Genomic DNA, 18,082 nt, shown 5'->3' on the forward strand with positions numbered 1-18,082 from the left:
AAGGATCGCCACGCACCGATGACGTTGCCCGCGGAGAACAGGAACGATCCTCTCGCATCGCTGCTCGAACGCGACCCCGGTCGCTTCGAGCCGGCGACGGCTTTCCGCGTGGCTCAGTCGGCGACGGATGGAGACCTGTCGGTCGAGTCTCCGATCGGTGTTTCGCCGGCACCGTTGGCTGTGAGCGGCTTCCGCCGCAAAGAGCGGTCTGCGTCAGTGCGCAGCACGATGGCGGCTCTGCTCGGCCCTCTCGGCTCGATGCCGCCCAGCTACAACGAACTGATCATGCGCGAGGAGCGAAACCGATCGCGCGGCCTTGCCAGTTTCTTCGATCTCTTCAGCGCACGCATGACGGAGCTTTTCGTCGATGCCTGCGAAAAATACCGAATTGCCAGGCGGCTGCGCTGGAGCCGCGAACGTAACGGCAATACATTCATCACCACGTTGTTTTCGATCGCGGGTTTTGGTACCGCGCGGTTGAAGGAGCAAGTCTCCGTTGATGATGAACTGATCCTGCGCTTCTCCGGCTTTTTCGCGAGCCGCACGCGCAACGCGGTCAACCTGCGCGCGATGCTCTGCGAATTTACGGGCCTGCCTGTCGAGGTCGAGCTTTTCCGCGGCCGTTGGCTGGAAATTCCGGTCACGGAGCGTAGCCGGCTTGGCCAGCCGCAGGGTGTGCGGCTCGGCGTCAACGCAGCCGCGGGCGCGGCCATCCATGATTTCAGCAGCAGTTTTCGCGTGATCGTCGGACCGCTCGACTACCAGGATTATCTGTCGCTCTCTCCAGGTGGGATGAAGATCGGGGAACTCTTTGCTCTGACCCGGCTCTATGCCGGGCCGGCGCTCGATTTCGATATCCAGGTCGTCCTGAAGAAAGAACATATCCCTTTCTGCCGGCTTGGCGCCGCGGGTGATCCACCCAGGCTCGGCTGGAACAGTTGGGCGCGGGTTGCGAAAGCCGATCGCGACAGCGGCGATGCCATTGTCACCGAAACTCGCTCATCGTCGCAGGTCATGATTAATGGAGGCGGCGATGCGGCTTGAACTGAGGCAAATCGCGGGCACCGAGATCGGCGCCAAATGGTTCTTCGAGCGCGGCAGACGCACGCTCGGCCGTTCGCCGGACTGCGATTGGCAGTTGGCCGACCCCGAACGGCTCGTCTCCAAGATACATTGCATCATTGAACGGGATCGCAACGGCTTTCTGCTGCGCGACCAAAGCGCCAACGGATCGCGTGTCGACGGTGTCATAGTGCCTGAGGGCGAGACGAAACGGCTGGCGGATAAATCCCGAATTGAAATCGGCGGCCTTGCTTTCATAGCCGTCGTCACTGGCGAAGCGGATCGCGAGATCGGCGATCCGGAAGCCGGACTGGCACTCAGCGACGAGACATTGACGATTTCCTCAATTCTGGCCGATGTCGCGCCCGGCGGGCATACCGCCACCGGCATACTTGGCGAGCGTAACGGTGACAACTGGTCGAACGGCTCCGCCGACTGGCGACGGATAGACGCAGCCACAAAATCGATCCGCGACGTCGAGATCGGCTGGGACGGACCGCCCGATACCAGCGGCATCGAACCAGTGCTTCCCAACGATTGGAACGCGGATTTTGACTACGGCAGCCAACTGGAGCATGGCGCGGCAACGCGCGTCTCCGTGCCGGTTGCACGCAGCCGCAATACTGTCGAAGTGGATGGCGGTACGAAGACGATCGTCGCGGCAAACGATGCCGACTTTGCCGATCGGCCGCCGCAAAGCCGGCGCTCCGGCGATGCGGAGTCCTACATCCTCCGGCTGGAGACCATGGTCGATCGGCTGGAACAGGCCTTGGCAGACGGCCTCTCGATATTCGAAATCGATACTCTCCCAGCCGAAGACGAGACCGGTCTTTTCGAGCGGAGCCACGAGGAGCGGCTCATTGCGCGCCTTGGCGCCCTGCTATCGCAACAGGCGCAATTCAACGCTGCGCTGGAAAATCTCGCCGATCAAGCCGGCCAGGCCTTGGAACCCCGCATGATCGAAGCGCGGGTCGATGCGGCATCGCGGAAACTGCCGTGGCAGGGCAGCCATCGGTATTGGCAGGCCTATCGCGCCCAGTTCGAGAAGGACGGCAGGCACCTTTCTATACGCGAGCTATTCGGCGAGGCGATGCGCGCTGGGATAGCCGGCAAGAGCAGGCTTCAGACAGCATGACGAAGAGGACGAACAACGGCCGATGAAAAACGAAAACCGAGTGGCTTGGAGCGAGGGCATGTTCCTTCGCGTACAGCATTTTCAGCAGGCCGATCGATGGACGGAACGGCTCGTGCGAACCACCGCGCGCGGGCTTGCGCCCTATCCCTGGGGTATCGCAGAAATCGGCATCGACCGCAGCGCATTGGCGATCGGACAGTTCGCGCTGTCGAACCTGCGTGGCATCCTGCCGGACGGAACGCCTTTCGAAGCGCCTGTTGACGCCGATCTACCGCCACCGCTCGATCTTGATGAATCGACGAAGAACGCCGTCGTCTATCTGGCCTTGCCCGCGCGCCAACCCGGCAAGGCCGACGTCGCCTTGAATGGCGGCGCAACCCGCAACAGCGTCCGCATCGTCGCCTCTCCTTACGAAGCGCCGGACTCCAATGTCGAAACGGATTTCATGGCGCCGATCGACGTCGGTCGGCTGAGCCTCAGATATCTGAAGGCAGGCGACGAACTGGCAGGTTATGAGCTGATCGGGCTCGCCCGCATCATTGAGGTGCGTTCCGACAAGGCCGTGATCCTCGATCCGGAATATCTCGCGCCGTCGCTCAATTGCGCCGCCGAACCACGGCTGAACGAGCTCGTGACCGAATTGCTCGGCATCGTCCGTCACCGCGCCGAGGCGATTGCCGAACGCATCGGCGATCCGACTATTCGCGGCACTGCGGAGGTCGGCGACTATTTTCTGCTACACATCCTCAATCGCGCCGATCCGATGCTGCGCCATATCGCAGCGAACGCCACCCGGCTGCATCCGATTGTCTTCTACGAGCAATGCATTCAGCTCGCCGGCGAGCTCGCGACCTTCACCACCGACCGCAAGCGGGCCAGCGACTTTCCGCCCTATCGGCACGACGATCTGAAGGCGACCTTTGCGGCTGTCTTCGACGATCTGCGAACATCGCTTTCAGCCGTCCTCGAGCAGGCGGCCGTTGCGATCGAGCTGGCCGAACGGCGTCATGGCGTGCGTGTCGGGCTGATCAACGACCGCTCGCTGCTCAAGGATGCCGGTTTCGTGTTGGCCGTGCGTGCCGAAATGTCGGCGGAAGACGTGCGGCGCAAGCTGCCGGCGCAGATCAAAGTCGGCCCGGTGGAAAAGATAGCCGACCTCGTCAATGTGGCTCTGCCCGGCATACCCGTCAGGCCGCTGCCGGTGCTGCCGCGGCAACTGCCCTATCGGTCGGGAACGATCTACTTCGAGCTCGACACGAAGAATCCGCTTTGGAAACAGCTTGATACGTCCGGTGCAATCGCCTTGCATCTTGCAGGCGACTTCCCGGGTCTGGAGATGGAACTGTGGGCCCTCAGAGAATGAATACGCCACAATCGACGCCCTGGCAGGAGCTGCCGACGATCATCGAGCTGACCGAGGACGGCGCCAGCAAGAATGAATCTGCCCGCAAGATGGCGGCATTGCTGGACGATGCCCTCGCCCCGACGGAACCGCAGGACCTGCGCTCCGTCGGATGGTCGGTCGACGCATTGGTGCGCGATTTCCGTTTCGGCGGCGAGGAAGTGCCGACGATCGTCCGTTCGGCAGCGCCGCTTCTCAATCTCGCCCACAGCCTGCGGAACACGGATGCACAGCCTGACATCACCGAGCTTCGCCGGGTGACCGTCGATGCCGTCGGGCGTTATGAACGGGATCTCGCGAGCGCGCGGATCAGTCCGGAGCGCGCGCGTGCCGCCCATTATGTGGTGTGCGCGACGATCGACGACGTGGTTCTCAGCAAGCCGTGGGGCGTGCGCGCTGGCTGGGCTCGGTCCGGGCTCGTCTCGACCTTTCATATGGATGTGACCGGCGGCGACCGGGTGTTCGATCTGCTCGATCACTTCCACCAGAGTCCGGGAGCCAATAAAGACCTGCTTCTTCTCATCTATCTCTGCCTGTCGCTGGCATTCGAGGGACGCACGCGGGTCTCGGCGCGCGGGTCTCTGGAACTCGGCCGCATCCGCGACAGCCTCTACAAAACGCTTCTCGGCCAATACGGCGTTTTCGAGCGTGAGCTCTCCCCCCATTGGCGGGGTGTTTCCGCGCGGCATAAGCCGCTGCGCACGGCCGTTGCCCTTTGGACGGCGCTTTCCGCCCTCGTCCTCCTCTTCGCCCTTGGCTACCTATTTTTCACACTGTCGCTCAACGAAGCCTCCGACGGCACTTTCGAGCGGCTGGCGAACCTGCCACCGCATGAAACGCCCAGCGTGCTCATCGACGCGCCGAAGCCACCCGTCGTCGTCGCCAAGGTGGAGACGCCGCCCAAACAGCAGCCTCAGCCAGATCCGGTACCCATCAAGCCGACCGTCCCAAGCAGGCTCGACAATCTTCTCGCGTTCCTGCAGCCGGAGGTGGACCGCAAGCTGGTTACGCTTTCGAACGCAAACGGCCGCTTGCTCGTCAGGATCAACAATTCCGGCCTGTTCGATACCGGAAGCGCCGAGGTCAGCAGCCGGTTCCGCGATCTCATCCAGCGGATCGGCGGCGCGCTTGCCTCGGAGAAATATCGCGCCGTGGTCGTTGGCTATACGGACAATGTTCCCATAAGGACGGCGCAATTCCCCTCGAACTGGCATCTCTCCGAAGCTCGCGCGAGGGCTGTCGGCGATATTCTCGCCGCCTATACCGGCAAGGAGGCAATCCTGACGGAAGGCCGTGCCGATAGCGATCCGCTGGCAAGCAATACAACGCCGGAAGGCCGGGAAACGAACCGCCGGACTGAAATCCTGGTGCTGACCGATCCAAAGGAGACGCTCAGCGACGCCAACGTCACCGCGCCTACGGCCGACGGCACGCAGACGGGTGAAACGAAGGCTCCGACAACGGGGGGTTCACCATGAACCCGCTCAGCCTATTTTATACGCTCCGCTCCTATGTCTCAGTCTATGCCGGTCTTCTCGGCCGGCGGTTCATATCGCTCATCTGGGTTGCGGCGATCAGCGTTAGCATTTGGCTTTACGGCTACACGCTCGGTTATGGCGATTTCAAACCGCTCGCCAGCGTCAACGCCCGGATGGTTGCCATAGGCCTGGTCATCGCAATCTGGCTTGTCTATCTCATCGTCTCGGCCTTCCGCGCCCGCAAGCGAGACCAGGCGCTCGTCGAAGGCCTTGAAAAGGATGCGGCGTCCGACGCTGCGAGCCAGCAGGCGGAGGTCGGCGAGATCCATAGCCGCCTCAAGGAAGCCCTCTCGCTGTTGCGCCGCGTTACTAAGAAGCGGTTCGGCTATGTCTATGAGCTCCCCTGGTATGTGATTTTCGGCGCACCGGGCTCCGGCAAAACCACTGCGCTGACCAATTCCGGGCTTAAATTTCCGCTTGGCGATGCGCTTGGAAGCAACTCGGTGCAGGGCGCCGGCGGCACCCGCAACTGCAATTGGTGGTTTGCCGATGAGGCAATCCTTATCGACACGGCCGGCCGCTATACGACACAGGACGATCTGAACGGTGCATCCAAGGCGGGATGGGAAGGTTTTCTCGGACTGCTCAGAAAATATCGCCGGTCACAACCCATCAACGGCGCACTGGTGACGCTGTCGATCGGCGACCTGCTCACCCGTGATCATGAGGCACAGCTCGAAGAAGTGCGCGCCATCCGCCAGCGGCTCTCCGAACTCGACGAATTCCTGCAGGCGCGCATTCCGGTCTACATCGTTCTAACCAAGGCGGATCTGCTGACGGGCTTCGTCGAGTTCTTCGACGGCTTCAACAAGACGGATCGTGAGCAGGTTTGGGGCACGACCTTCGGGCTGGAGGAAAGTTACCAGGGCCAGAATTTGCCCGATCGGTTCATGGAGGAGTTCGCGCTTCTGCAGGAGCGTGTCGGCACCATGCTCATCGAGCGTCTCCAGCAGGAGCCGAACGTTGAAGTGCGCGGGAGAATATTCCGTTTTCCGGCGGAACTTGCCTCGCTGAAGGAGCGCCTGCATGAGGTGCTGACCGAACTTTGCTCGGCATCGAACCTCATCGAGGCACCGCTCATGCGTGGCGTCTATTTCGCCTCCGCCACACAGCCACAAGAGCCTTCCGCCCTATCCGCAGTTTCCGCCCGCATGCGGCGCAGCTATTTCCTGTCGCGCTTGTTCAAGGATGTCATTTTCGACGAGGCTTCGCTTGTGGCGCGGGACCGGCGTCTGTCGCGCCGGCAGACGATCATCAAACGCGCCGCCTATGGCCTCGCGGCCGTCGCGCTGGCCATCGTCTTCACCAGTTGGACCGCAACCTATTTCCAGAACTCCCGCGCAATTGCCGCTGCCGACAAGCGCATCGACAATTATGAGAAGCTTGCAAGCGGCATTCCCGTTCGCGACGTCTCCGATGTTGATTTCCTGCGTATCCTGCCGGCACTGGACAATCTGCGCGCGGTGACCACCGGCTTTTCCGAAGCCAGGGTCTGGCCGACGAGCTTTGGCCTCAATCAGGAGGACAAGATCGCCAGCCGGCAGCGCAGCGCCTATCGGCGAGCGCTCACTTCTCTGCTGTTGCCGCGCATGCTGGTCCAGTTGCAGAAGAACATGGCCAATACGTCCGATGTCGAAAAGACCTTCGACGCCCTGAAATTCTACGGCATGCTTGGCGGCATGGGGCCAATGGACAAGGATTTTGTTTCGCAGCAGGCGACGGACATGTTCGCCTCGCTTTATCCGGACGAAGGGCGAACGGCGACCCGGCAAGCGCTGATCACCCATGTCGAGGCCATGGTTGAGGGTCAGCTTCCGGCGATCGAACTCGACAACCAGCTCATCGCCAAGGCGCGCGACATCATCCGTGCTCAGAGCCTGGCGGCCCGCGCTTACGATATTCTCGTTTATTCGCCGCAGGCGCGCGCGCTCGATCCGTGGGTTCCGGCCGATGCGTTGGGTCCGCTTGGCGAACAGGCTTTTCAGCGAAAATCCAAAGCAACGCTTCGCGGCGGTATTCCCGGACTTTTCACCGGCAAGGGATATCGGACGGTCGTGCTGCCGATGATCACCGAGGCTGCTGCCGAAGCGCTTAGAGAGCAATGGGTTCGCGGAAACGAGAGCAATTCCGCGGGAATGACAACCGAGGTCGTCACCCAGGCAGCCTTGCAGCTCTATTTTGATGCTTTCGGGCGGCAATGGTCGGGGCTGCTCGCCGACCTGCAGGTCCGCCCGTCGCAGAACCTTGCCGATGCAACGGAAACGACACGCATTCTCGCGGCCAATCCAAGCCCGATCGAAGCCTTCCTGAAATCAATCGCCGCAGCGACCGACCTTCGGCCATCAGACGGCATCGAGATCGCATCGCTGGGCGATGCGCCCGATTCGGCCCTTTCATCCGCCTTGGCGAGCGCCGCCAATGCGCCGGACCCATACGGGCCGTTGCGGGCAGCGCTTGATATCCCTCGCGGCACAAAACAGGAAGCCGGTGCGCAGCCGGAAGGCGCCAAGGATGCCGCCCGATCGCAAATCCAGTCCTTGTTGCCGATCCTGCAGAACCTCTACAATCAGCTCTCGCGCGCTTCGACTTCGACTGCGGAGGTCGCCCGCGTGTTCGATGCCGGCGGACAGCTCACAAGTGCCAATCAGGACCTCCTCCAGCAGGCGCGCGGGCTTCCCGCGCCTGTAGACACGTGGATGGCCGGAGTCGCTGCGGACATCGGCGCTCTCGCCGTCAAGACCGCCCGCGACCGTATCAACGACCTATGGGCCACAGAGGGTGCGAACCTCTGCTCGCGGATCGTGACGGGGCGATATCCCTTCCAGCGGGCGTCTTCGCAGGACGTGGCGATGGCGGATTTCGTGCGTCTTTTTGGGCCGGAGGGCCTTTTCAAAACTTTCTTCAAGAGCAGGCTGGAAGCTTTCGTCGATACCAGCGCCCAGCCATGGGGATGGCGCGGCACTTTTGGTGGCGACAGCATTCCGAGTCAGGCGATCGCCCAGTTCGAGAATGCCGACAAGATCGAGCGCGCGTTCTTCCCCGCCGGGAGCGAAAAACCGGCGATTTCCATCAACATCAAACCGGTATCCCTGACGGATTCGGCCAATGCGGTGATGATGGAAATCGGGGGCGAGCGCGTGGTCTACTTCCACGGCCCGATCCAATCAAAATCCATTGCGTGGCCGTCCACAGGAGCCGAAAACCAATCCCGCATCGCCTTTCTGCCCGGCGGCTGGCAGCAGGCGATGACCGAGAGCGGCGATTGGTCGCCCTTCCGGCTTTTCGACGGGGCAAAAATCACCATGCAAGGACCGGATCTCTTCCGGGCGCAGTTCGACAATGCCGGCCAAGCCGCCGAGTTCGACGTACAATTCGGTTCCGTTCTCAACCCCTTCCGACTGCAGGCGCTATCCGACTTTACCTGCCCAACCCAGTTCTAGCGGTGCGGCCGATGAATGAACGCTCTGCTCGCACAGCGCTGCCACAGGAAACCGACATGATCGGCTTCTTCGGTAAACTGCCGACGCATGGGGACTTCGTTTCCACCGCACTGGGGCGGCGCTTCCAGATCGAGCTCGACCGCTGGATCCAAGACGGTCTGGGAGCGATGGAGCCAACACTTGGAAAAGATTGGCGTCGTCTCTTCCATGCCTGCCCACCCTGGCGGTTTGCGATAGCGGGTGGTGTCTGGAGCCCCGCCGCGGTCGCCGGCGTGCTGCTGCCGAGCAAGGATCGCGTCGGGCGAAGTTTTCCGCTGATCATCGCAGCGCAGCTCCATAGATTTACCGGACGTCTGCGCGACATTTGCGAGGATGACATCTGGTTCACCGCAGCCGAAGCGCTTGCCGAGACATCCACGAAATCGGATTTCGACATGCCTCGCTTCATCGAAGGCGTGAGGCGTCTTCGACTGCCGATTCCCAACATTCGGCCGACGGATGACGCGGTTTCGCCCGATATCGGCGCCCCTGCTTCGCTCTGGTGGCGCATGGTCCCGGATACCAGGCACGGCAAAGGCTTCAAGACGGAGGGTCCGCCCACCATTCGGGACTTCCTGAAGCTTGTCACAGTGGAGGAGCCCCGAGGGCCGCCACCGGCAGTTGCCTCCCAATCAACAGAACCCGCCGATAACGTGACCGCACCCGAAACAGGACGACGGATCGAAAGCAGCTACGCCAGCCATTCGGGAACACGCCTATCGCTCAATGCCGACGCTTTGCTGGTATCCGAACGCCCGCGCCTTTTCGCCCTCGCGGATGGTGTCGGGGACAGCACGGGCGCTATCGAGGCTGCGAGAACCGCAACAAGCGTGCTCGCAAGCGTTGCCGCTCAAGAGAGCCTTCAGGCCCTCGTTCAGGACATCAAAGGCAAGCTCGGCCATGCCAACAGTATTCTGCAGACGAAAGCGGCATCCGGCGAACAGCAGCCGCCATTCGCCAGCATCGTGGTCGCAGCCATTTTCGATGGAAAGCTAGCGCTCATTTGGGCCGGAGATGCACGCTGCTATCTGCTGCGCGACGGAATGATGCGCTGCCTCACGCGCGATCATGTGGATATCGGCCTTAGACGTACGCTTGCGCGAGGGGTGGGGCTCAAACAGCAGTTCGTACCCGACACGTTTCTCGACGCTCTTCGCCCTGGCGATCGCCTGATCTTATGCAGTGCCGCGTTGTCCCGCATGCTCGCAGATCGCGTGATCGCTGAGATTATGATCGAGACGCCGATAGAGCGCGCTGCCAATGCGCTGGTCCAGGAAGGTCTGATAGCGAATTGCCGTGAGAACCTCAGCGCCATCGTCGTCGGTGTCCCATGAGCAACGGACTGCCCTCGGATGATCTGGAAGAAATAGCCTCCCGGTTTTCCAGCCTGTTGCGCCTATTGACCCACGACGGCAAGGGTAATCGTCCACCCGAAACGCAGACCATGTTGATCGACCGCATACGCGACGCGTTGGATCGGCGGCTACCACATTTCCCCTCCGACAACCCGATCTTCATTGCTGGCAGTTTTCTAATCGAGGAAACCGTCCACCGCCACGAGTGCACGGAAATCAGCAGGCTTCGTCACCGCGACCTTGGAACGCTTCATGCCCTCAAGACCGTCACGCCAAGCCATGCCAATGATGTGGGTGCGCGCAGACTTCTGCTGCGGGAAGCCGAGATCGGGATGGCGCTTCATCATCCGCATATTGCGCGGACCCAAATCGCCTTGCGGCTTCCGGATGGCCGGCCGGCAATCGTGATGGAATGGGCTGGAGTGCCTCTGTCCCGAAGGCTTGCCGCCGGTGCTATCTCGGCCCGCGATATTGTAGAGATGATGAGCGGCCTGCTGTCAGGACTTCAGGCAATCCACGAAGCCGGCTATGTCCATTGCGACATAACGCCAGCAAACCTGCTTTTGCCTGACAACGATTTTCGCGGGCTAAAGATTGCCGATTTCGGTGTAGCGCTGAAACAAGGTGGTCGGAACCGCGATCTTGAGATCAAAATGGCGGGCACCCCGCCGTTCATGGCGCCGGAACAGGCCGACGGAGCAGCCGCGGATCTTCGTTCCGACCTCTATTCAGCCGGCCGCGTGCTGCATGTTCTTCTCGATGGATGCGAGGAGACAGGGGATGATGTCGAAAATATCAGTGCTTTTGCCGAACATCTCACTCGACCCGACCCATCCATGAGGCCGGCGAGCGCGGCAGCCGCGCTTGGCCTCCTCGGGACATTAAGCGCGGACCCCCTGCGCTCTTTCTAATTTGCACTCGCCAGCCGGAATATTATGCGGCGAATACCTTAGTTCGCAGCGCTGGCGCCGGGCAAAGGCGCGGCGGCTGTCGGAGCGCTCTTCTGGTAAACGGTCAGCAGCTTTGCCGCGTCGACCATGCCGGCATTGCTTGCATAAAGCGTATCGCCGTCCTGCATCTGGAATCGCTGCATCAGTACGAAGTTCGACACATCCTTCAGATTGACGCGGTAGATCTCCGGCTTGACGGACACGACGGCTGGGGCGGCGGCTTTGCCGGCTGCGGCAGCGACCGGCTGTGAGTAGATCTTCTGGTTTCGGAAGACATAGAAATTGCGAGAATCGGCGCGGTCGTCGAGCAGACCGCCGGCGCGGGCAAGCGCCTGCGCCAAGGTCATTTTGCCAGGCTCGAATGGAAATTCGCCGACACTCCGGAAGGCGCCGAGAGCGGTGAAGCTTGGCGAATCGTCGGCCACGAAAAGCTGGTCTCCGGGCAGCAACCGGACATTCTGCCGATCGTCCTGAAGAACACGATCAAGCGGCGCGGTCGCCCGTTTCGAACCGCGTGTCAGCGTCACAGTCGCCGAGCCGGGTGCGGAAGAAGCGCCGCCTGCGAGCGCGATGGCGTCCAGTACGCGCTCCTTGCGCGCCGTCAGCGGGAAACGTCCCGCCGTACGGACCTTGCCGTCAACAGTGACCGCGCTCGAGGGCTTGTCGACAACGGTCACCACGGCCTGCGGATTGACGGCAGATCCCTTGAGCCCGCTAATGATCTGCGACTGCAAGCCCTCTGGCGTCGAATCGACCACCCGCTGTTTGCCGACGAAAGGCATGGTGACGAAACCCTGGGAATCGACGGTGAAGCGGCCGAGATTGAGCGCCTTGCTCTGGGTCGACGAAAGCAGCCCGTCCTCGCCCGTGTCCAAGATTGTCACATCAATCACGTCACCGCGACGCAAACGGGCATCGGCAAAGCCCGCAGACCGGAAAATGCTCAGCCCCTGATCCGTCGGCGCGTAGGACGGCGCTGCCACTGCACCACCCATGGGCGCATCTGCCAGAGGAACGACCGGAATTCTCTCATTCGAATGCGGCAACGTTGCGTTGTAGATATTACCGGCGTCCGGCCCATCCGATGGCCTCGCACATGCGCTCAAGACAACCATGAGTGCAATTGGCGCCAGTTTCCGCATCCCGAATCTCCTATGGGTAATAAAGGCATGGCAGAAATATCAACCATAAGGCGGGAGGCAATATGCGAGAGGATCAAAAAACAAATTATGACAGCTTCGAGCCGGTGGCTGTGACCTATTGGCAACCGCTCGTTTTAAAGATGCAATCTAATATCCTGGAAGTCGCTGGTTCCGCCCCAGGATTCGGGCTTCGTGGCCTGAGACATCTGGATCTGTTGAGCTCCTTAGCTCCTTTAAAAATAATGGAAATCGACAGGGACGGTTTCCACTTACCGTTTGACGACGCTGCCATATATTCATGAAAATGAATGCTCGGCGAACGATAGCGCAGTGTTTGAAGCTTTGGCGACGAATGCCGCCAATCCTCGCCTTGATGCTGGCTCTGGCATCAGCGTTCGGCCTAACCGCCTCACCGACATTCGGAGCAGAGCGCATTGCTATTGTCCTGAAGGTGAACGGCGCCATCGGCCCGGCGACATCAGATTACATACGGCGCGGCCTTCAACGTGCAAGCGCCGATGGCGCAAGCCTCGTCGTTTTGCAGATCGACACTCCCGGCGGTCTCGACACATCGATGCGAGACATTATCAGGGCGATCCTTGCCTCGCCTGTGCCTGTGGCGGGATTCGTGGCGCCAAGTGGCGCCCGGGCCGCCAGCGCCGGTACCTATATTCTCTATGCAAGCCATATCGCGGCGATGGCGCCGGGCACCAATATCGGCGCGGCCACTCCGATCGCCATCGGCGGCAGCCCTTTTGGCGGTACGGAGCCCGATAAGGACACTCCGAAAAAGCCGGATAGCACACAGGGACAAGTCCCCCGCAGCGCCAGCGAAGCGAAAGCGATCAACGATGCCGTCGCCTATATTCGCGGGCTGGCTGAACTGCGCAATCGCAACGTCGATTGGGCGGAACGGGCCGTGCGAGAGGCCGCGAGCCTTTCTTCAACCGCCGCCGTTCACGAGCATGTCGTCGATTTCACGGCGAACACCATCGAAGACCTTTTAACTCAGTCGCAGGGACGCACGGTTCGTGTTGGCCAAACGGATATCCGTCTCGATACCGCCGGCCTTACCCTTCGCGAATTCGAACCGGACTGGCGCACACGCCTTCTTTCCGTGATTACCGATCCGAACATCGCGCTCATCCTGATGATGGTCGGCATCTACGGCATCATCTTCGAATTTCTCACTCCTGGAACATTTGTCCCCGGCACGATCGGCGGCATATGCCTGCTGCTCGGTCTCTACGCTCTGGCATTGCTGCCGGTGAGCTATGCCGGCGTCGGATTGATCATCATGGGCGTGGGCCTCACCGTGGCCGAAGCGCATTCGCCCTCCTTTGGCGCCCTCGGCATGGGCGGTGGGATTGCACTTGTGCTCGGGGCAGCCATTCTGTTCGATACGGATATTCCAGGCTTTGAAGTGTCCTGGGGCGTACTAGGCGGTATCGCTGTCGCAGCCTTTGCATTCAGCCTCGTCGTCGCCCGCCTCGCGATCCTTTCCCGCTGGCGCAAAGTCGGCACCGGCACGGAACAGATGATCGGCATCCCGGGCAAAGTCGACAGTTGGACGGGCACCGCAGGCTACGTCATCGCCCATGGCGAGCGCTGGAAGGCAGTGTCCTCGGAGCCGCTTGCCACCGGTGACGCCGTTACAGTGACCGGCCGCGACGGCCTGACGCTCGAGGTGATCCGCAGCACTTAGAAAAGCGGCAGCTCCGGAAAGCAGGAGGAATAATCATGGGCATGTTTGCAGATCTCGCCTTCTATCTTGTGGTCATCCTGATCTTGCTGCTCGTCCTTGCGTCCGCGATCAAAATATTGCGGGAATACGAGCGCGGGGTGGTTTTCACGCTTGGCCGCTTCACCGGCGTCAAGGGACCCGGCCTGTTCCTGCTCGTCCCCTATGTCCAGCAGATGATGCGGGTCGACCTGCGCACAAGGGTGCTCGACGTGCCCGGCCAGGATGTCATTTCGCATGACAACGTCTCGGTCCGCGTCAGCGCCGTGATCTATTTCCGCGTCATCGATCCCGAGAGATCGACGATCCAGGTCGAGGACTTCATGATGGCGACAAGCCAGCTCGCCCAGACGACGCTACGCTCGGTGCTCGGCAAGCACGACCTCGATGAGATGCTAGCGGAGCGCGACAAGCTCAACAGCGACATTCAGGAGATCCTCGATGCCCAGACGGATGCCTGGGGCATCAAGGTCGCCAATGTCGAGATCAAACATGTCGATATCAACGAAACCATGATCCGCGCAATCGCCCGCCAGGCGGAGGCGGAACGCGAGCGGCGTGCCAAGATCATCAATGCCGAAGGCGAGCAGCAGGCGGCGGCGAAGCTGCTCGAAGCAGCCGAGGTTTTGGCCAAGCAACCGGAAGCCATGCAGCTTCGCTACTTGAGCACGCTGAATGTCATCGCCGGTGAAAAGACGTCGACGATCCTGTTTCCCTTCCCGATGGAATTAGCCAATCTGCTGCCGCCCAAGACGAACAAGCCACAGCAATAACACGCCGCGATCCGGCGCCCGCTATCGCTAGCTGCGGGCCTGCATCTTCCGCGGCGCAAGGAAGTTCTCCATCGCCTCGAAGGAGAAGGCCGAGATCGGCAGCTTCGTCCCGCCTTCCATCGCAAGATCGGCAAGAATTTCTCCGACGACGCTGGTGAATTTGAAGCCATGGCCGGAACAGGGTGAGGCGACGACGACATTCGGCTCGCCGGGCATGAGATCGATCAGGAAATCCTCGCTCGGCAGCATCGTGTAGCGGCAGGTGATGGCATTGACGCGAATGCCCGCGGCGGCTGGCAGGCGCTTTGCGATGAAGTTATCCAGGAGCGCCTTGTCCCTGTCATTGACGGGCTGGTTCGGCTGGTTCGGATCGATCGGCTCCATGAAATGCGCATGGCGGCCAATCTTGACGCCGTCGACGCCGATGGCCGGGAAGCCGAAATAGGAACCGTCCTCCCCCTCGTCGCGGAGGAAGGCGGGCATGCGATGCGGCTGCGTCACGAAGCCGTCGCGCGGTTGATACCAGGCAACGACCTGGCGGATCGGATTGGCATACTCCCTCAACTGCGGCACCAGTTCGGCGATCCATGAACCGGTCGAGACGATCACCCGTCTGGCGCGATAGCGGCCTACATCAGATGAAATCGTCACGCCGGCATCATCGGGCTCGATTGCCGTCACCTTCTCGCCGAAATGCAGGACCGCGCCATCCTCGGCCGCGAGCTTCAGATAGCCCATGACAGCCGCTTCCGGACGGAGATAGCCACCTTGCGGATCGAGCACCGCAACTTCGTCTTCGTCCAACGCAAAGGCCGGAAAACGCGTCGCCATCGCCTTCCGATCCAGTTCCTCGTGGGGTAGCTGATGCAGCTCGCAGGAAGCCAGGGTGCCGCTGACGATCTTGCTATCCGGCTTGCCGATCTGCAGGACACCGGTGATCGTCAGGATGTCGGTGCGCAGCCGCGCTTCCAGCGCCCGCCAGTTCTCATAGGCGCGCCGCAGCAACGGCACATAGGACGGGTCCTCGAAATAGCCGAGGCGGATCAGCCGGCTGTCGCCATGCGACGAACCCAAGGCATGGGCGGGAAAGTGAGCGTCGATGCCGATCGCCTTGACGCCACGCGCCGAGAGAAAGGAAATTGCCGCGCTTCCCATGGCGCCGAGGCCGATGACGGCGACGTCGAACTGAGCGGTCATAAAGCCATCCTATTTGGCAAAATCGGGCGGCAGCGTCTCGCGAACGAGGTTTCGCAAGGCTTCCATATCGCCGCTCAAGGGCCGGTCGTCGCCATAATGCGGAATACGGTCGCGCACCATCTGGTAGATCGCGTCCGTGCCAGCGGCGCGGCCTCCCGCGGCACTGAGGAAGTCATGCGCCTGCGCCGCCGCCATCAATTCTATCGCCAGGATATATTCGGCATTGTCGATCACCGCGAGCAGCTTGTTTGCCGCCGCCGTCGGATGCGCCAGGAAATCCTCCTGCAGGCCGGAGGTCAGGCCGCCGTCGGTGCTGGCGGGTGCCGCCAGCCGGCGGTTCTCATTGGCTAGCGCTGCAGCCGTATATTGCGCGATCATGAAACCGGAATTGCTGCCGGCGTCGCTGGCGAGGAAGGGCGGCAGACCGCTGACGAGCGGATTGACCAGCCGATCCGTGCGCCGCTCGCTCATCGCCGCAAGCTGGGCGAGCGCGATAGCGAGGCTGTCGGCAGCCTGTCCGAGCGCGGGAGCAACCGCATGCGCTTCCGACGAAACTACCGGGTTCTCCGGCGTGCCGGAAACCGCCGGATTGTCGGTGACGGAAGCAAGCTCTTGGTCGACAACATCTGCGGAATTGTCGAAGACGTCGCGTGCCGCGCCATGGGCATGCGGAATGGCGCGCAGGCTGAGAGCATCCTGCGTACGCCGTCCCAAAGCCGCGGCAATCAGGCCGCTACCTTGCATGCGGGCGCGCAGCGATGCGCCGACCGTGGCAATGCCCTTGGAGGGGCGCAACGCCAACACGGCTTCGTCGAATGCCGCCACCTGACAACCTGCGGCCTCCAGCGTCAGCGCCGCGACGGCATCGGCCCAGGCGAGCAGGCGCTCGGCGCGCGCCAATGCCACGCTGGAAAGGCCAGTGGCGCAGGCCGTGCCGTTGACGAGGCTCAGTCCTTCCTTGGCGCCGAGCACGAGCGGTTCAAGACCGATCGCCGCCAATGCCTCACGACCGGACATGGCTTTACCGGCGACTTTGGCACTGCCCTCCCCGATCAGCACCAGCGCTGTATGGGCATTGTGCGTCAGATACCCGGCCGAACCTTTCGAGGGCACGTCGGGAATGCAACCCTTTTCGAGAAAGGCCGCGAGATGACTGACGATCTCCAGCCGCACGCCGGAATGGCCATGGGCGAAATTGGCGATCTGAGCGGCCATGATGGCGCGCACCTCACGCGGCGCCAACAGCTCGCCGACGCCGCAGGCGTGGCTGAGGATGATATTGCGCGACAGGCGGCTCTGGGATTCACGATCGACCACTGTGTCCGAGAGGGCACCGACACCGGTATTGATGCCATAGGCGCGCACGCCGGTCTCGACGATGCGTTCGACAATCCGGCTCGCATAGGTGACGCGCTCCCGGACGGCGGGCGCAAGCAACAGAGGCGCCCCCTCCGCCACGCTGGCGATATCCCGCCAGCCGAGCACCGTTCGAAGCGTAATCGTCATGTCGGGGTTCCGAAATGTCCGATGAACTGGCGGAAAGCCGGCGAGGCGCCGCTGCCGAACATTTCCTGCGGCGGGCCGCTGCTTTCGATCAGGCCCTCGCGCATGAAGACGACGCGGTTGGAGACATTGCGGGCAAAGCTCATCTCGTGCGTGACGACGAGCATGGTCATGCCCTCTTCCGCTAGGGAACGCATGACGCGCAGCACTTCGCCAACCAGCTCGGGATCGAGCGCCGAGGTCGGCTCGTCGAAGAGCATGACCTTCGGCTTCATGGCGAGCGAGCGGGCGATCGCCGCGCGCTGCTGCTGGCCGCCGGAGAGGAGCGCCGGATAGGCATGACGCTTGTCGGCGATGCCGACCTTTTCCAACAACGCTTCAGCTTCGGCGATGCACTCGGCCCGCGGCCGCTTCAGCACATGCACCGGCCCCTCAATGACGTTCTGCAGGATCGTCATGTGGGACCAGAGATTGAAGGACTGGAACACCATGCCTAGCTCGGAGCGGATATGATCCACTTGTTTCTGGCTCGCCGGCTTGGTTTTGCCGCCCTTGTGCACCATGCGGATCTGCTCACCATCGACCCAGATTTCGCCGTCGGTGGCGGTCTCCAAAAGATTGATGCAGCGCAGGAAGGTGGATTTGCCCGAGCCGGAGGCGCCTAGCAGCGAGATGACGTCGCCGTCCTGCGCATCGAGGGAAATGCCGCGCAAAACCTCGTGCGTGCCGAAGCTCTTGCGGATATTACGGACCGAAAGTCGGGTGACGCCGGGCATGATCTCTCCAATCCAGATCTAGGCCAGTT

13 protein-coding genes are annotated in these 18,082 nt (G+C 61.7%); 9 read left to right on the forward strand and 4 right to left on the reverse strand.

Features of this window, described 5'->3' with window-relative positions; translation table 11 throughout:
- The first annotated feature begins 18 nt into the window (after positions 1-18).
- From tssG to PH547_RS20070, 7 genes are read left to right on the forward strand one after another with little or no spacing between them, the layout of a single operon-like run.
- Positions 19-1,044, forward strand: a complete 1,026-nt coding sequence (tssG, locus tag PH547_RS20040) for a type VI secretion system baseplate subunit TssG (RefSeq protein WP_285169215.1) — start codon at positions 19-21, stop codon at positions 1,042-1,044.
- Entirely contained in the window at positions 1,034-2,197 is a 1,164-nt protein-coding gene (locus PH547_RS20045; RefSeq protein ID WP_285169216.1) for an FHA domain-containing protein, read from the forward strand. Before tssG ends, PH547_RS20045 begins: the two co-directional genes overlap by 11 nt.
- 22 nt (positions 2,198-2,219) lie before the next feature.
- Positions 2,220-3,560 carry a type VI secretion system baseplate subunit TssK gene (tssK, locus tag PH547_RS20050; RefSeq protein ID WP_350223742.1) on the forward strand — a complete coding sequence of 447 codons (1,341 nt, stop codon included), beginning with the start codon at positions 2,220-2,222 and terminating at the stop codon, positions 3,558-3,560.
- Positions 3,557-5,077 carry a type VI secretion system protein TssL, long form gene (tssL, locus tag PH547_RS20055; protein ID WP_285169292.1) on the forward strand — a complete coding sequence of 507 codons (1,521 nt, stop codon included), beginning with the start codon at positions 3,557-3,559 and terminating at the stop codon, positions 5,075-5,077. Before tssK ends, tssL begins: the two co-directional genes overlap by 4 nt.
- Positions 5,074-8,577, forward strand: coding sequence for a type VI secretion system membrane subunit TssM (gene tssM / locus PH547_RS20060; RefSeq protein WP_285169218.1), 3,504 nt, complete (start codon positions 5,074-5,076; stop codon positions 8,575-8,577). The genes tssL and tssM overlap by 4 nt, the downstream gene beginning before the upstream one ends.
- A gap of 11 nt (positions 8,578-8,588) precedes the next feature.
- Positions 8,589-9,950, forward strand: coding sequence for a type VI secretion system-associated protein TagF (gene tagF / locus PH547_RS20065; protein WP_285169219.1), 1,362 nt, complete (start codon positions 8,589-8,591; stop codon positions 9,948-9,950).
- Positions 9,947-10,882: a serine/threonine-protein kinase gene (locus PH547_RS20070; protein ID WP_285169220.1), complete on the forward strand. Its 936-nt coding sequence runs from the start codon at positions 9,947-9,949 to the stop codon at positions 10,880-10,882. Before tagF ends, PH547_RS20070 begins: the two co-directional genes overlap by 4 nt.
- Positions 10,883-10,920: 38 nt before the next feature.
- Here PH547_RS20070 and PH547_RS20075 read toward each other — a convergent pair whose 3' ends face one another.
- Positions 10,921-12,063 carry a polysaccharide biosynthesis/export family protein gene (locus PH547_RS20075; RefSeq protein ID WP_350223743.1) on the reverse strand — a complete coding sequence of 381 codons (1,143 nt, stop codon included), beginning with the start codon at positions 12,061-12,063 and terminating at the stop codon, positions 10,921-10,923.
- 352 nt (positions 12,064-12,415) lie between these two features.
- Between PH547_RS20075 and PH547_RS20080 the strand changes: the two genes are divergently transcribed.
- Together PH547_RS20080 and PH547_RS20085 are read left to right on the forward strand one after the other, a co-directional pair.
- Positions 12,416-13,768: an NfeD family protein gene (locus PH547_RS20080; protein WP_285169222.1), complete on the forward strand. Its 1,353-nt coding sequence runs from the start codon at positions 12,416-12,418 to the stop codon at positions 13,766-13,768.
- Between the two features lie 35 nt (positions 13,769-13,803).
- Positions 13,804-14,577 carry a slipin family protein gene (locus tag PH547_RS20085; protein WP_104826457.1) on the forward strand — a complete coding sequence of 258 codons (774 nt, stop codon included), beginning with the start codon at positions 13,804-13,806 and terminating at the stop codon, positions 14,575-14,577.
- A 27-nt stretch (positions 14,578-14,604) separates the two neighbouring features.
- Here the strand turns inward: PH547_RS20085 and solA are convergent, their stop codons facing one another.
- Genes solA through PH547_RS20100 form a run of 3 tightly spaced genes read right to left on the reverse strand, consistent with a single transcriptional unit; the run spans position 14,605 to position 18,053 of the window.
- Positions 14,605-15,774, reverse strand: coding sequence for an N-methyl-L-tryptophan oxidase (gene solA / locus PH547_RS20090; RefSeq protein ID WP_285169223.1), 1,170 nt, complete (start codon positions 15,772-15,774; stop codon positions 14,605-14,607).
- 9 nt (positions 15,775-15,783) lie between these two features.
- On the reverse strand, positions 15,784-17,280 hold the full coding sequence (locus PH547_RS20095) for an HAL/PAL/TAL family ammonia-lyase (protein ID WP_285169224.1): 1,497 nt from the start codon (positions 17,278-17,280) through the stop codon (positions 15,784-15,786).
- Positions 17,277-18,053: an ABC transporter ATP-binding protein gene (locus PH547_RS20100; protein WP_120707645.1), complete on the reverse strand. Its 777-nt coding sequence runs from the start codon at positions 18,051-18,053 to the stop codon at positions 17,277-17,279. The genes PH547_RS20095 and PH547_RS20100 overlap by 4 nt, the downstream gene beginning before the upstream one ends.
- Positions 18,054-18,082 lie beyond the last annotated feature (29 nt).

It is taken from the genome of Rhizobium cerradonense (assembly GCF_030182455.1).
Classification (GTDB): domain Bacteria; phylum Pseudomonadota; class Alphaproteobacteria; order Rhizobiales; family Rhizobiaceae; genus Rhizobium.